The 12740-nt window shown below is 57.8% G+C and carries 14 protein-coding genes and 1 tRNA gene; 10 read left to right on the top strand and 5 right to left on the bottom strand.

Annotated elements, in window-relative coordinates; translation table 11 throughout:
- The first annotated feature begins 2 nt into the window (after nt 1-2).
- The gene (locus tag ACW9HX_RS16910; RefSeq protein WP_457381469.1) at nt 3-974 is read left to right on the top strand and encodes an XdhC family protein; all 972 of its coding nucleotides are present in this window, start codon (nt 3-5) and stop codon (nt 972-974) included.
- Between the two features lie 51 nt (nt 975-1025).
- Here ACW9HX_RS16910 and ACW9HX_RS16905 read toward each other — a convergent pair whose 3' ends face one another.
- Nucleotides 1026-2309 (bottom strand): NAD(P)/FAD-dependent oxidoreductase, encoded by a 1284-nt coding sequence (locus ACW9HX_RS16905; protein ID WP_457381468.1) that lies wholly within the window; start codon nt 2307-2309, stop codon nt 1026-1028.
- Nucleotides 2310-2493: 184 nt separating this feature from the next.
- On the opposite strand from ACW9HX_RS16905, the gene ACW9HX_RS16900 reads away from it, so the two are divergent.
- The 3 genes from ACW9HX_RS16900 to ACW9HX_RS16890 all read left to right on the top strand — a co-directional run bounded on the left by ACW9HX_RS16900 (nt 2494) and on the right by ACW9HX_RS16890 (nt 3859).
- Nucleotides 2494-2570: transfer RNA gene (locus ACW9HX_RS16900), tRNA-Val, on the top strand.
- Nucleotides 2571-2858: 288 nt separating this feature from the next.
- Nucleotides 2859-3101: a hypothetical protein gene (locus ACW9HX_RS16895; RefSeq protein ID WP_457381467.1), complete on the top strand. Its 243-nt coding sequence runs from the start codon at nt 2859-2861 to the stop codon at nt 3099-3101.
- A 302-nt stretch (nt 3102-3403) separates the two neighbouring features.
- On the top strand, nt 3404-3859 hold the full coding sequence (locus tag ACW9HX_RS16890; RefSeq protein WP_457381466.1) for a DUF2214 family protein: 456 nt from the start codon (nt 3404-3406) through the stop codon (nt 3857-3859).
- A gap of 216 nt (nt 3860-4075) precedes the next feature.
- On the opposite strand, the gene csrA is transcribed toward ACW9HX_RS16890, so the two are convergent.
- The gene (csrA, locus tag ACW9HX_RS16885) at nt 4076-4270 is read right to left on the bottom strand and encodes a carbon storage regulator CsrA (RefSeq protein ID WP_003179932.1); all 195 of its coding nucleotides are present in this window, start codon (nt 4268-4270) and stop codon (nt 4076-4078) included.
- Between the two features lie 250 nt (nt 4271-4520).
- Between csrA and ACW9HX_RS16880 the strand changes: the two genes are divergently transcribed.
- Both ACW9HX_RS16880 and ACW9HX_RS16875 read left to right on the top strand, forming a co-directional pair.
- Nucleotides 4521-4889: an SPOR domain-containing protein gene (locus ACW9HX_RS16880; RefSeq protein ID WP_457381465.1), complete on the top strand. Its 369-nt coding sequence runs from the start codon at nt 4521-4523 to the stop codon at nt 4887-4889.
- 87 nt (nt 4890-4976) lie between these two features.
- Nucleotides 4977-5888 carry a siderophore-interacting protein gene (locus tag ACW9HX_RS16875; protein ID WP_457381464.1) on the top strand — a complete coding sequence of 304 codons (912 nt, stop codon included), beginning with the start codon at nt 4977-4979 and terminating at the stop codon, nt 5886-5888.
- Nucleotides 5889-5942: 54 nt separating this feature from the next.
- Here ACW9HX_RS16875 and ACW9HX_RS16870 read toward each other — a convergent pair whose 3' ends face one another.
- The 3 genes from ACW9HX_RS16870 to ACW9HX_RS16860 form a co-directional block, all read right to left on the bottom strand.
- Nucleotides 5943-6632, bottom strand: a complete 690-nt coding sequence (locus tag ACW9HX_RS16870) for an endonuclease (RefSeq protein WP_457381463.1) — start codon at nt 6630-6632, stop codon at nt 5943-5945.
- A gap of 4 nt (nt 6633-6636) precedes the next feature.
- Entirely contained in the window at nt 6637-6927 is a 291-nt protein-coding gene (locus ACW9HX_RS16865; RefSeq protein WP_457381462.1) for a DUF1654 domain-containing protein, read from the bottom strand.
- Between the two features lie 179 nt (nt 6928-7106).
- Nucleotides 7107-8195: an asparaginase gene (locus ACW9HX_RS16860; protein WP_085732494.1), complete on the bottom strand. Its 1089-nt coding sequence runs from the start codon at nt 8193-8195 to the stop codon at nt 7107-7109.
- Nucleotides 8196-8543: 348 nt separating this feature from the next.
- Between ACW9HX_RS16860 and ACW9HX_RS16855 the strand changes: the two genes are divergently transcribed.
- The 4 genes from ACW9HX_RS16855 (at nt 8544) to ACW9HX_RS16840 (ending at nt 12738) form a co-directional block, all read left to right on the top strand.
- The gene (locus ACW9HX_RS16855; RefSeq protein ID WP_457381461.1) at nt 8544-8993 is read left to right on the top strand and encodes a hypothetical protein; all 450 of its coding nucleotides are present in this window, start codon (nt 8544-8546) and stop codon (nt 8991-8993) included.
- 202 nt (nt 8994-9195) lie between these two features.
- Nucleotides 9196-10155, top strand: a complete 960-nt coding sequence (locus tag ACW9HX_RS16850) for a substrate-binding domain-containing protein (RefSeq protein ID WP_457381460.1) — start codon at nt 9196-9198, stop codon at nt 10153-10155.
- Nucleotides 10156-10210: 55 nt separating this feature from the next.
- Complete coding sequence (locus ACW9HX_RS16845; protein ID WP_457381459.1) at nt 10211-11764, top strand: sugar ABC transporter ATP-binding protein; 1554 nt, start codon at nt 10211-10213, stop codon at nt 11762-11764.
- Nucleotides 11761-12738: an ABC transporter permease gene (locus ACW9HX_RS16840; protein ID WP_025111208.1), complete on the top strand. Its 978-nt coding sequence runs from the start codon at nt 11761-11763 to the stop codon at nt 12736-12738. Before ACW9HX_RS16845 ends, ACW9HX_RS16840 begins: the two co-directional genes overlap by 4 nt.
- Nucleotides 12739-12740 lie beyond the last annotated feature (2 nt).

Here is a 12740-nt window from a genome sequence, read left to right as displayed (position 1 = left end):
TCATGCAGTATCTCGATCTGCAGGTTGTGCGGCGGGCGCTGGAGTGGTCGACAGCGGGGCAGCGCATCTGGCTTTGCACCGTGCTGGCGACCTACGGCTCGGCGCCGCGCGCGCCGGGTTCGCTGTTGGCGGTGAACGACGACGGGCAGTGGATCGGGTCGCTGTCCGGTGGTTGCGTCGAGGAGGATTTTCTCGAGCGCGTCGCTGAAGATGCGTTTCTCGATGCAATCAACGTCGTGCGTTATGGCGAAGGTGACGATCCGCGTTCGCGGGTCAGCCTGCCCTGTGGCGGCATTCTCGATGTGCTGGTAGAGAAATTTGACGCCGACTGCGATGTGCAGGCTCACCTGCGTGAACTCGAATCGGCGTTGCTTGGGCAGCGCCGTTTGATTCGCGAGGTCGATCTGGCCACGGGCGCGCGTAGCCTGTTTGCGGATCGTGAACAGGGTGCGCGGATCGAGCGTGAAATCGATCGCGTGCGGATTCGCATCGGCGCTGCCCAGCGTTTGCTGCTGGCGGGGTATTCCAGCGTGGCGCAGGCCTGCGCGGAGTTCGCGGTCGGTCTCGGCTTCGAAGTGATTCTCTGTGACCCGCGTGATGAGGTGCTGGAAGGCGTAGTGCTCAATGGCGTGGAGATTCGCCGGCAACTGCCGTCGGTGTTCATCGCCGATGGCGGCTGTCACCGTGATACGGCGGTGGTGGCGTTGACCCACGATCCGCGTATCGACGATCTGGCGATGATGGAGGCCGTTCGCACCGAAGCGTTCTACATCGGTGTGATGGGCTCGCAGCAGACATCGCAGAAGCGCTTCGAGCGTCTACGTCGGATTGGCGGTCTGGGGGAGGGCGAGTTGGCGCGGATTCATGCGCCGATCGGCCTTAACCTGGGCAGTAAGACTCCGGCGGAAATTGCTTTGGCGGTACTGGCGGATATTCTGCGGATTCGCAGCGGGATTGCGCGGGATCAGTTGTGATTTGAGCTGAATGTAAAAAGGGCCGCTTTTCAGCGGCCCTTTTTTTGCGCGTCAGAAACCGAGCTTGTCGCGCAGTCCGTAATACCACGCGCCCAGCGCAGCAAACGGCGTGCGCAGCAGTTGCCCGCCGGGGAACGGGTAGTGCGGCAGATCGGCAAACGCATCGAAACGCTCGGCCTGTCCGCGTAGTGCCTCTGCCAGCACCTTGCCAGCCAGGTGCGTGTAGGTCACGCCGTGGCCGCTGCAGCCCTGGGAGTAATAGATGTTGTCGCCCAGGCGCCCGACCTGAGGCAGGCGCGACAGCGTTAGCAGGAAGTTGCCGGTCCAGGCGTAGTCGATTTTCACGTCCTTGAGTTGCGGGAAGGCCTTGAGCATTTTCGGACGGATGATCGCTTCGATGTTCGCTGGATCGCGCGCGCCATACACCACGCCACCGCCGAAGATCAGGCGCTTGTCGCCGGTAAGGCGGTAGTAGTCGAGCAGATAATTGCAGTCTTCGACGCAGTAATCCTGCGGCAGCAGGGATTTTGCCAGTTCATCACCGAGAGGCTCGGTGGTGATGACCTGGGTGCCGCATGGCATCGATTTGGCTGCCAGTTCCGGCACCAGATTGCCGAGGTAGGCATTGCCCGCGACGATGATGAATTTGGCTCTGACCTTGCCCTGCGGTGTGTGCACGACCGGGTTGGCGCCGCGTTCGATGCGCACGGCCGGCGACTGTTCATAGATGGTGCCGCCCAAAGATTCCACGGCGGCCGCTTCGCCGAGTGCCAGGTTAAGCGGGTGGATGTGGCCGCCGCTCATGTCGAGCATGCCGCCGACGTATTGATCGCAAGCCACCACTTCACGAATGCGCCGTTGATCCAGCAATTCCAGTTGGGTATGGCCGAAGCGTTCCCACAAGCGTTTCTGCGATTCCAGATGCCCCATCTGCTTGGCAGTAATGGCAGCGAATACACCGCCGTCCTTCAGGTCGCACTGGATGTTGTACTCGCTGACGCGATCACGAATGATCCGGCCGCCCTCGAATGCCATTTGCCCGAGCAGTTGAGCCTGCTTCGGGCCGACGCTGCGCTCGATCACATCAATGTCACGGCTATAGCTGTTGACGATTTGCCCGCCGTTGCGCCCCGAGGCACCAAAGCCGACCTTGGCGGCTTCCAGCACGGTCACGCGAAAACCGTTTTCCAGCAGGAACAGGGCCGAGGAAAGTCCCGTATAACCAGCGCCAATCACGCAGACATCCGTCTCCACATCATCTTGCAGGGCAGGGCGTGGTGGTACGGCGTTGGCCGACGCCGCGTAATAAGACTCTGGGTAAGGGGGGTTCGCCATCCTGCAGCCTCTGTTTAATATATTTTACGAGTGCGACGATCCTACCCGAGTTGAAAAACCTCCGCCAGCCACCGGGAAATCTTCTTGCGGCGGGTCGAAATTAAATATTTTGCATATTCATAGGGTTAGGTGAAAAAAAGGTGTTGACACCCCTCCGGAATTCCGTAGAATGCCGCCTCACAGCAGGCACGTAGCTCAGTTGGTTAGAGCACCACCTTGACATGGTGGGGGTCGTTGGTTCGAGTCCAATCGCGCCTACCAAACAAAATCCGCTCTGCTGGGCGGTCTAGAAGGGCTCACCGAAAGGTGGGCCCTTTTTTGTTGTCTGTAATTTGTGATCTCCTTCCTTTGTTCTCTGCGCCGGCTCGATGTTCGCTTCGGTCGGCTTTTGAAATCTTGAGCCTCATTCGATGATGGGGTTGATGGATGAGATGAAAATCTCCAGGAAGATATTGAGAGTTCTCTGCCAGCCAATTCGGAATAGTCCTACATAAGTGTTAGGTGATCTGGTTTAAAAAAGGTCACTTGTTGCTATTTGGGAAATGGAAGATGGTCAAAGAACTCGACACCTTCGCTCTAGAGCGTATGGAGCCAGGGCCCCGACGGGATGAGTTGCTCGCCATCGTCGATGAATATTTCAGTGGACAGCTACCTCTCACGGATGAGGGGCTCGATGTTCTCCGCAGGCAGGCGTGGGCGGTCATCCAGGATCGGCTGGCGAATCCTGTTCGGCCGTTCAGTGAGCAATTTCTGGAGGATCATCTCGGAAAAAGTAAGCCGCCATGTAAATAGTGTGGATATTTAAAGGGTTACGGTTTTATTTAACCAACCGGTTATCAAAAATACGTTGTTACACACTTAAAAAATCAGTAATATTCGCCCCGCGTTCACCACCACGGTTTATGCATTTTTAAATCCCAAGCTTCCATCAGCTGCTTGGGATTTTTTTTGCCTGCGATTTACCTCTCCCCAGGCTTTCGTTCTGCCAACTCTCTCAACCGGCGTGCCTTTCCGGCGCGGCATCGGGCAAATCCACAGTTTTTCGACTACTACTGTCTGGCCGATTTCCATCTCTGCCTGACGGGGGTTCATCGATGCTGGTTCATTGGTTTCTTGCTGCGGTTCATCTGCTCGCATTTGCCCTGGGTTTCTGGGCTGTGCTGACACGCGGAACGGCATTCAGCCGCCTGGCTGCCGGAGCTGGCGACGTTCGGCGGGTTCTGCTCGCTGACAATCTATGGGGGATATCTGCGCTGGTACTGCTGGTCACGGGTGGCATGCGAGCTTTCGGCAGTTATGAGAAGGGCGCCGATTACTATCTGCATCAGCCGCTGTTCCATTTGAAGATGACGCTGTTTGTGCTGATTCTGCTTCTGGAGCTCGCGCCGATGATTACATTGATCAAATGGCGCGTCGGCCAGGCGCGCGGCACTCCCCTGGACACCGGGCGCGCAAAGGTGTTTGCACGAATCAGTCATGCCGAAGCGTTGTTGCTGGTTCTGATGGTGATAGCGGCCACCGGGATGGCGCGTGGGGTGACGTTCGGCTAGGCGGGCGCGATTCCCTGCTTTTATTCGGAAACGTCCGACAGCCAGCCATTGAAATGATGGTTAGTATCGGTTGCGAAGAGGGGGAGAGGGAGTTGCAGCAGGAGGGAAATAGCCTGCGCCGTCACCAATGAGGTGGGGGGATGGCAATACGGCGCTCGGATCTTTAGCCAGTCATTACGCGAAGGTGAACGGACTGGCTACTGACTGCGGCAGGGCTCAGGGGGTTTGTGGCTTGTCCGGCGCGGTCAGGCCGGCCTGAATACGCTGGTAAATCTCTTCGCGGTGTACGGCAACGTTCTTTGGAGCGTTGATGCCGATGCGAACCTGCTGGCCGCTTACGCCGAGGATGGTGATCGTAATGTCATCACCAATGTTTATGCTTTCACCGACTTTGCGGGTGAGTATCAGCATGGTCTTCTCCTTGATTGCTTTGTAGGGCACCTGATTCAGACAGTGCAGAGGTCGGTGGTACGTATAGATTAGTGCGAAGTCTCACGGTTTGGGTGCCTCTTTCTGACGCGCAGATGCGGCATTAATTCCCAGCGCGTAACTATACAGGTGCTGCAATCATCAATCTCGTTGTTTTGTGCCCATTTTGCTGGGCTCTGAAAGTATTCGTGAATGTTAAGATCCCCATTTCGAGAATTCAGAGGGAAGCGTTGTGCGCAAATTGGTCTGGGTAGTCGCGGCACTGGCATTGGCAGGATGTGGTGAAGGCAAGGGCGTGGATGCGCAAAAGCCAAAATCGGTAGCGGTGGCAGCGCCGGCAGTCGTGTCCGGACCGCAGTGGGATCTGGAGGTGCGCGGCGAAACGCCTCAGGCTGTGAGTGACCTTAGCGGGTGGTTGATCGAGCATGCGTTTATCGCCAATGTCATCAAGGACGCCAGCGGAAAGACCCGGATCCTGCTGGGGCCATTCAATTCCAAAGCCGAAGCCGAAGTGAAGCAGGCCGATGTGAACGCGGCGCTGATCAAGGCGAAAAAGCAGAACATCGAGACACTGGTAATCGAGCGTACTGCGGCACAGTAAATGTTCCTTTCAGCGGAGCTGACTAAAGGGTGTCCGGTGTGATTCGTTGTTAAAGGAGTCACCGAAGATTCTCAGAAGGAGCTCCGTATGGCCTCCGCCAGTCCCTACAAGTTGTTCGACGTTGTTTTACGTCACAAGCATCAACTTAGCCCGCATCTCATGCGGACTACGCTCGCCAGTCCTGCTGTTGTCGAGATGGCAACCTGGGCGCCCGATCAGCGCGTCAAACTGTTTTTTCCGGCGGCGGACGGTTCGCCAGCCAGGCTTTCTCAGGTGGAGGGTTGGTACGCTCGTTTCCGCGCCATGCGGGCTGATCGCCGCCCGGCGATGCGTACCTACACCATTCGTCATTTGCGTGCAGACCAGGGTGAAGTTGATATCGATTTTGTGCTGCATGGTGAAACCGGGCCTGCTTCCCGTTGGGCTCTTCGGGCGCAACCAGGCGAATCGATGCAAATCCTGGCGCCCGATAGCCGGTTCTCGGCCGAAGAGGCCGGAGGCTTTGAATGGAAGCCTCCGCAAACCCTCCAGCAGCTTTTGCTGGTCGCCGATTCAACGGCATTGCCCGCCGCTATGGGGATTCTCGATGAACTGGCCGCACTCGCTGAACCGCCCCAGGCTCAAGTGTTCTTTGAGGTCGACAGTGTGCACGACATGCTTGCGGTCCCGGACTGGCGTGGCCTGTCGGTGCAGTGGTTGGTTCGGGAGCAGGCAGGAGCGGCGGTTGCCGGGACGCTGATGGTGGAGGCGGTGCGAAAGGCTGCGCTACCTGTAGACGCATCGATGGTCAATCAGGCTGTAGAGTTGGCCGACGTCGATATCGATCAGGAGATCCTCTGGGAAATCGCCGAAACCGCCACTGACGGTTTCTATGGCTGGATCGCCGGTGAATCCGCCGCGGTCATGAATCTGCGCCGATACCTGATCAAGGAGCGCGGTATTCCTCGCGAGTCACTTAACCTGATGGGTTACTGGCGTTACAACAAGCCTGGTAGTTGACCACAAAAAAGGCCTCGGGCTTGAAGCGCGAGGCCTTTTCTTTTGCGCGAACGATCAGCCGCAGGCTTTCATGTTCACCGGCCCGACAAACTCGTTGCCGCGCCCCATTACGCACGCCACGCTCTGATTGCGCTGGCGCTCCCAGTCTTGCACCGGGTATGTCTTGTCCCACGCTTCATACAATTGGCGATCCTGTTTCGACAGGCGCAAGCCGTATTGCTTGCTCATGTAGAAATAGGTTCGTGCGATCATGCCGCGAATCGAAGGGCGGGGCATGACCTTTTTCGCCTTGAAGTCGACCTGGGTCAGGCAGGAGCCATATTGACCCTTTTCGACCGGTAGCCAACCGTAGCTGAAGTTGCTGCGATCACCGTTGACCTCGCCGATGCTGGGTACCAGGTTGTGCAGATCAGCCTCGGCTTTCTGATAGCCTGGGTCATAGCGCGTGCAATTCTTGCGTCCGCCTTCCTGCCAGCACTGGCGCTGATGGCCGAACTCCCAGGCCGGGACAATGTGTTCCCACTCAATGCGGGAGGCGCGCTTGGCATTTTTGCGCGGTACATAACCGCAAGCCGCCAGGTCGACCTTGTTGCCCGTGTATTTGCACCCGCAATAAAACTCGGTGGATTGTGGCGCGTACAGCTTCCAGGCGACCTTCTTGGCCTCGGAGAACGTGCGGGGCGCGCCGGCCTGGGCGCCCAGGGAAATGAACAGTAAAAGCAAAGCAAAAAAACGGACAATCATTGAGTCAATCTTCCTTCGGTACAACCCAGAAAATCTGCACGCCACCATCGTCTCGATAGGCGAGTGTGACGTTGTCGTTCTCGTCGATCTCTTCCAGCAGGCGCTCCCACTCATCCATCGGTTCATCCGGAAGACGGAAGATCAGAGCCGCTTTGGCTTTTTGTGCGGTGGGGGAGTTGATGATCTTTTGAACACGCATGCCCATGCGTTCGTAAGCATCGGGAGCATCAGAGGAAGTGGCCACGAAGTTATCCTTATTAAGCTGTACGTGCATACAGTATTTAACTGTAAGCATTTTCGCAACTGCTTAAAAATCAAGAAAATCCTCTGACAGCGGTTTTCCGGTTTTGATGTGGCTCATCTGAATTATTTGTGCAGGAAAGGTGTGAGGGCGGTGTAGGTAATTGCACCACTCACCAGGACGGCGAGTGGTGAGTCAGGTGCCCGGTCGAGATGAGACCGGGCGAGGGTGAATCAGTACTCCCAGAACATCCGTTGCAGCTCTTTACTGTCGTTGGTTTTGGTCAGGGCGACCATCGCCAGGATGCGGGCTTTTTGCGGGTTCAGGTCGTGAGCCACGACCCAGTCGTACTTGTCGTCAGGCTGTTCGGCGTTACGCAGAACGAAGCCGCCGGCATTGACGTGGGAGGAGCGAATGATCTGAACGCCATCCTTGCGCAGGGCCTGCAGGGCCGGGACGACGCGGGAAGACACCGAGCCGTTGCCGGTGCCGGCGTGGATGATGGCTTTGGCGCCGGATTGAGCCAGGGCCTTGTAGGCGGTGTCGCCGACATTGCCATAGGAATAGGCGATTTCTACGTCAGGAAGACTCTTGATGTTCTTGATATCAAATTCCGAATCCATGGTGTGGCGCTTGGCTGGCAAGCGGAACCAGTAGGACTTGCCTTCGACCACCATACCCAACGGGCCCCATGGGCTTTTGAATGCTTCGGTCTTGATGTTGATCATTTTGCTGACATCGCGGCCGGACTGGATTTCATCATTCATGGTCACCAGTACACCCTTGCCGTGGGCTTCTTTGCTGCTGGCGACGGCGACCGCGTTGTACAGGTTGAGCATGCCGTCCGCCGACATGGCGGTGCCTGGGCGCATCGAGCCGACAACGATGATCGGCTTGTCGGTTTTCTCTACCAGGTTCAGGAAGTAAGCGGTTTCTTCCAGGGTGTCGGTGCCGTGGGTGATGACGATGCCATCGACGTCTTTGCTGTCGGCCAGCTCGGATACGCGGCGACCCAGTTGCAGCAGATTTTCATTGGTGATGCTTTCCGACGCGATCTGCATGACTTGCTCGCCACGCACATTCGCCAGTTTGCTCAGTTCAGGAATGCCGGCTATCAATTGTTCGATACCGACCTTGGCGGCCTGATAGGTAGCGCTGTTGGCCGCACTGGCGCCAGCGCCGGCAATGGTGCCGCCTGTGGCAAGGACCACCACGTTGGCCAGTTTGGTCTGGGTTTCGACTTCTTTTGCCTGAAGGGCAGAGGGCAGGAGCAGCATTAGGGCCAAAGCGCCCGGAACCAATGTCTTGAAAGCAGATTTCATTATTTTTCTCTCTAGTAGTGAGACGGTGCTGGTGCAGGTTCATCTAGATACGCCCCGGGCCGATCTGAATGCCTGGGGTGCAGGGAGGGAGCAGGATCTGTACCAGCCGTACTTTGCGTTAGAGAAATGTTTAACCTGATGATTTATATCAACATTTTATGGGTTGGTGAGTCCCGGGCCGAATCGCTGATCCGGTATTCCGAACATTGGAGGCTTTCGTGTTCGGCTCTCCGAAAAGGACTACGTCTTTTGCAGGACAAGTGAGGTTGCCGGATTTGGATTCTCTGCTAAAGAAAACTTCCCCCGGGCCGATGGATGTTCAAGGAAACTGGAATTGAGGGAGTTCACATGTCACTGACGATCGGTTTTTCAAACCCCGGTGCCGTCACCATCGGCGGCAAAACTGCAGCAACGATCAGCGCGATGAGTGAAGCGCAAGCGGATGCTTCAACCGAGGCGCTGGGCGCAGAAAAACCAGAGAGCAATCAGGTCAAGACTGGCGGTCCCGCACAAGAAGACAGCAAGGCGGAGGGGGATGGCGATAACCTGAGCCTCACCGTCAAGATGCTGCTGAAGCGGATGCAGGAATTGCAGAAGCAATTGCAAGAGCAGCAACAGCGACTGGCCGCGGCGCAAGCAGCGAGTTATCCGACTCCGGAAGCGAAGTCGCAGGCGGTCATGGCCGTTCAGGGGGAGATCGCTCAAACCAGCGGTGCGCTGTTGGAAGTCTCCGCTGCTCTGGTCAAGGAAATGTCCAAGGGTTCCTCTGGCGGCAATCTGGTCAACACCACGGCTTGAGCATTCAAGGGGCGAATCTGCAGATTCGCCCTACAATCAAAACCGATCTCTGATTGTTGACAAACGTAGGCAGGATTCGCATAGTTCGATCTACGCAAACGTTTGCGCGGCCCTCGCGATGAGTAGAACTCGTCATGGAGTGCAGTGAAGCTTACGCCAGCGCAAGCGTTGCTCACAATAATCATAAGATCGGAGTGAACCCATGAAGCTGCCATTCGCTGGACGTGTTCTCGCTGTCGCCATGTTGGCTGCCGCATCCGCCGCACTGCCTGTCTCTTCGGCTTTCGCCGAGTCCCCGGAAAAACCAAAAGTCGCACTGGTCATGAAGTCCCTGGCCAACGAATTCTTCCTCACCATGGAAGATGGCGCCAAGGCATATCAGAAAGAACACTCCGCCGAATTCGACCTGATCTCCAACGGCATCAAGGACGAAACCGACACGGCAGGCCAGACCCGCATCGTCGAGCAGATGATTCTGGCGAAGGTCAATGCACTGGTCATCGCGCCTTCTGACTCCAAGGCCATGGTGCCGGTGATCAAGAAAGCCGTCGATGCCGGCATCACCGTGATCAACATTGATAACCAGCTCGATCCGGCTGTCATCAAAAGCAAGAACATCACCGTTCCGTTCGTAGGCCCGGACAACCGCAAGGGCGCACGTCTGGTAGGCGAGTACCTGGCCAAGCAGCTGAAGGCCGGTGACGAAGTCGGCATCATCGAAGGCGTCTCCACGACGACCAACGCCCAGCAGCGTACGGCTGGCTTCAAGGATGCGATGGAGGCCGCGCAGATCAAGGTTGTTTCCCTGCAGTCCGGCGATTGGGAAATCGACAAGGGCAACAAGGTAGCCGCTTCGATTCTCAGCGAGTACCCGGACGTCAAGGCACTGCTGGCCGGTAACGACAGCATGGCCGTCGGCGCTGTTTCCGCTGTGCGTGCTGCCGGCAAGGCCGGGCAGGTGCAGGTCGTTGGCTACGACAACATCAATGCCATCAAACCGATGCTGCAGGATGGTCGTGTACTTGCAACCGCTGATCAGTTTGCTGCCAAACAGGCAGTGTTCGGCATTGAGACCGCGCTGAAAATCATCAAGGGCGAGAAAGTCGACAGTGGCGCCAACGGCGTCATCGAAACCCCGGTCGAGCTGGTCACCAAGAAGTAGTCCTTCGGCGACACAATGGCGCTCGTCCGTCCGGGCGAGCGCATGGAGAGTTTTTATGTCAGTTTCCGCCCCGAACGCTGTCCTCTCGGTCAGCGGTATCGGCAAGACCTATGCGCAACCGGTGCTCACCGGCATCGACTTGACGCTGATGCGCGGTGAAGTGCTGGCGCTGACCGGCGAGAACGGTGCCGGTAAAAGTACCCTGTCGAAGATCATTGGTGGCCTGGTGACCCCGACCACCGGGCAGATGCAGTTTCAGGGCAAGGAATATCGCCCCGGCAGTCGTACCCAGGCCGAAGAGCTTGGCGTGCGCATGGTCATGCAAGAACTCAATCTGCTGCCGACCCTATCAGTGGCGGAGAACCTGTTTCTCGACAACCTGCCGAGCAACGGCGGCTGGATCAGCCGCAAGCAGTTGCGCAAGGCGGCCATCGAAGCCATGGCTCAAGTCGGCCTGGATGCCATCGATCCCGACACACTGGTCGGCGAACTGGGCATCGGTCACCAGCAAATGGTCGAAATCGCGCGCAACCTGATCGGTGATTGCCATGTGCTGATCCTCGACGAGCCGACCGCGATGCTCACCGCTCGCGAAGTCGAAATGCTCTTTGAACAGATCACCCGGCTGCAGGCGCGCGGCGTCGCGATCATCTATATCTCCCACCGACTCGAAGAACTGGCCCGCGTCGCGCAGCGCATTGCCGTGCTGCGTGACGGCAATCTTGTTTGCGTCGAGCCGATGGCCAATTACAACAGCGAGCAACTGGTCACCCTGATGGTCGGTCGCGAGCTGGGCGAGCACATGGACATGGGCTCGCGCAATATCGGTGCCCCAGCGCTGACGGTCAAAGGCCTCACTCGCTCCGACAAGGTGCGCGATGTGTCCTTCGAAGTGCGCGCCGGTGAGATTTTCGGTATTTCCGGATTGATCGGGGCAGGGCGCACGGAACTGTTGCGCCTGATCTTCGGCGCCGATCTGGCCGACAGCGGCAGCGTTGCCCTCGGTTCGCCGGCGCAGGTGGTGAGTATCCGCTCGCCGGTCGACGCAGTGCGCAATGGCATTGCATTGATCACGGAAGACCGAAAGGGTGAAGGCCTGCTACTGAGCCAGTCGATCAGCGCCAACATTGCTCTGGGCAATATGCCGGAAATTTCCAGCGGCGGTTTCGTCAACAATGGCGACGAAATCTCTCTGGCCAAACGGCAGATCGATGCCATGCGCATCCGCAGTTCGAGCCCGACTCAGCTGGTGTCCGAGCTGTCCGGCGGCAACCAGCAAAAAGTCGTGATCGGCCGCTGGCTGGAGCGTGACTGTTCTGTGTTGTTGTTCGATGAGCCAACTCGCGGTATCGACGTCGGTGCCAAGTTCGACATTTATAACCTGCTCGGCGAATTGACCCGCCAGGGCAAGGCTCTGGTGGTGGTCTCCAGTGACCTGCGCGAGTTGATGCTGATCTGCGACCGTATCGGCGTGCTGTCAGCGGGGCGTCTGATCGACACGTTCGAGCGTGAAAGCTGGACCCAGGATGACTTGCTTGCCGCCGCGTTCGCCGGCTACCAAAAACGTGATGCGTTGCTCAATGAAGCAGCGCCTAGGGATCTCCCATGAAAACTGCATCTTCTGCCGGTAAACGTAGTGGCAACTTCTACGGCCTGGGTACTTACCTGGGCCTGGCCGGTGCCTTGCTGGCGATGGTTGCGCTGTTCTCGGTCATGAGCAGCCACTTCCTGTCGTATAACACTTTCAGCACCCTGGCCAACCAGATTCCCGACCTGATGGTGCTGGCGGTGGGCATGACCTTCGTTCTGATTATCGGCGGGATCGACCTTTCGGTGGGTTCGGTGCTGGCGCTTGCGGCATCGACTGTCAGTGTGGCGATCCTGGGCTGGGGCTGGAGTGTCCTGCCGGCTGCGCTGCTTGGCATGGCAGTGGCGGCACTGGCCGGCACGGTGACCGGCTCGATCACGGTTGCGTGGCGAATCCCGTCGTTCATCGTTTCGCTCGGTGTGCTGGAGATGGCACGGGGTCTGGCCTATCAGATGACCGGTTCGCGCACAGCCTACATCGGTGATTCATTCGCCTGGCTGTCGAACCCGATCGCTTTTGGTATTTCGCCGTCGTTCATCATCGCCTTGCTGGTGATTTTCATTGCTCAAGCAGTGTTGACCCGGACCGTGTTCGGTCGCTACCTGATCGGTATCGGTACCAATGAGGAAGCTGTGCGGCTGGCGGGCATCAATCCCAAGCCCTACAAGATTCTGGTGTTCAGCCTGATGGGGCTGCTGGCCGGCATCGCGGCGCTGTTCCAGATTTCCCGTCTGGAAGCCGCCGATCCGAACGCCGGTTCAGGCCTTGAGTTGCAAGTCATCGCTGCCGTTGTGATCGGCGGTACCAGCCTGATGGGGGGACGTGGTTCGGTCATCAGTACGTTCTTCGGCGTATTGATCATCTCCGTGTTGGCGGCCGGTCTGGCGCAGATCGGCGCAACCGAGCCGACCAAGCGCATCATCACCGGTGCAGTGATCGTCATCGCGGTAGTCCTCGATACGTATCGTAGTCAGCGCGCAAGCCGGCGGGGCTGAGA

This window comes from Pseudomonas sp. SDO52101_S400 (assembly GCF_054071635.1).
Note: the sequence above shows the minus strand (reverse complement) of the source record. Positions and strands in the feature narration are given on the sequence as shown.

Bases quoted from the DNA above. Each gene is read 5' to 3' on its own strand.
- ACW9HX_RS16910 (WP_457381469.1), top strand. From the start codon at position 3: ATGCAGTATCTCGATCTGCAGGTTGTGCGGCGGGCGCTGGAGTGGTCG.
- ACW9HX_RS16905 (WP_457381468.1), bottom strand. From the start codon at position 2,309: ATGGCGAACCCCCCTTACCCAGAGTCTTATTACGCGGCGTCGGCCAAC.
- ACW9HX_RS16895 (WP_457381467.1), top strand. From the start codon at position 2,859: ATGGTCAAAGAACTCGACACCTTCGCTCTAGAGCGTATGGAGCCAGGG.
- ACW9HX_RS16890 (WP_457381466.1), top strand. From the start codon at position 3,404: ATGCTGGTTCATTGGTTTCTTGCTGCGGTTCATCTGCTCGCATTTGCC.
- csrA (WP_003179932.1), bottom strand. From the start codon at position 4,270: ATGCTGATACTCACCCGCAAAGTCGGTGAAAGCATAAACATTGGTGAT.
- ACW9HX_RS16875 (WP_457381464.1), top strand. From the start codon at position 4,977: ATGGCCTCCGCCAGTCCCTACAAGTTGTTCGACGTTGTTTTACGTCAC.
- ACW9HX_RS16870 (WP_457381463.1), bottom strand. From the start codon at position 6,632: ATGATTGTCCGTTTTTTTGCTTTGCTTTTACTGTTCATTTCCCTGGGC.
- ACW9HX_RS16865 (WP_457381462.1), bottom strand. From the start codon at position 6,927: ATGCTTACAGTTAAATACTGTATGCACGTACAGCTTAATAAGGATAAC.
- ACW9HX_RS16860 (WP_085732494.1), bottom strand. From the start codon at position 8,195: ATGAAATCTGCTTTCAAGACATTGGTTCCGGGCGCTTTGGCCCTAATG.
- ACW9HX_RS16855 (WP_457381461.1), top strand. From the start codon at position 8,544: ATGTCACTGACGATCGGTTTTTCAAACCCCGGTGCCGTCACCATCGGC.
- ACW9HX_RS16850 (WP_457381460.1), top strand. From the start codon at position 9,196: ATGAAGCTGCCATTCGCTGGACGTGTTCTCGCTGTCGCCATGTTGGCT.
- ACW9HX_RS16845 (WP_457381459.1), top strand. From the start codon at position 10,211: ATGTCAGTTTCCGCCCCGAACGCTGTCCTCTCGGTCAGCGGTATCGGC.
- ACW9HX_RS16840 (WP_025111208.1), top strand. From the start codon at position 11,761: ATGAAAACTGCATCTTCTGCCGGTAAACGTAGTGGCAACTTCTACGGC.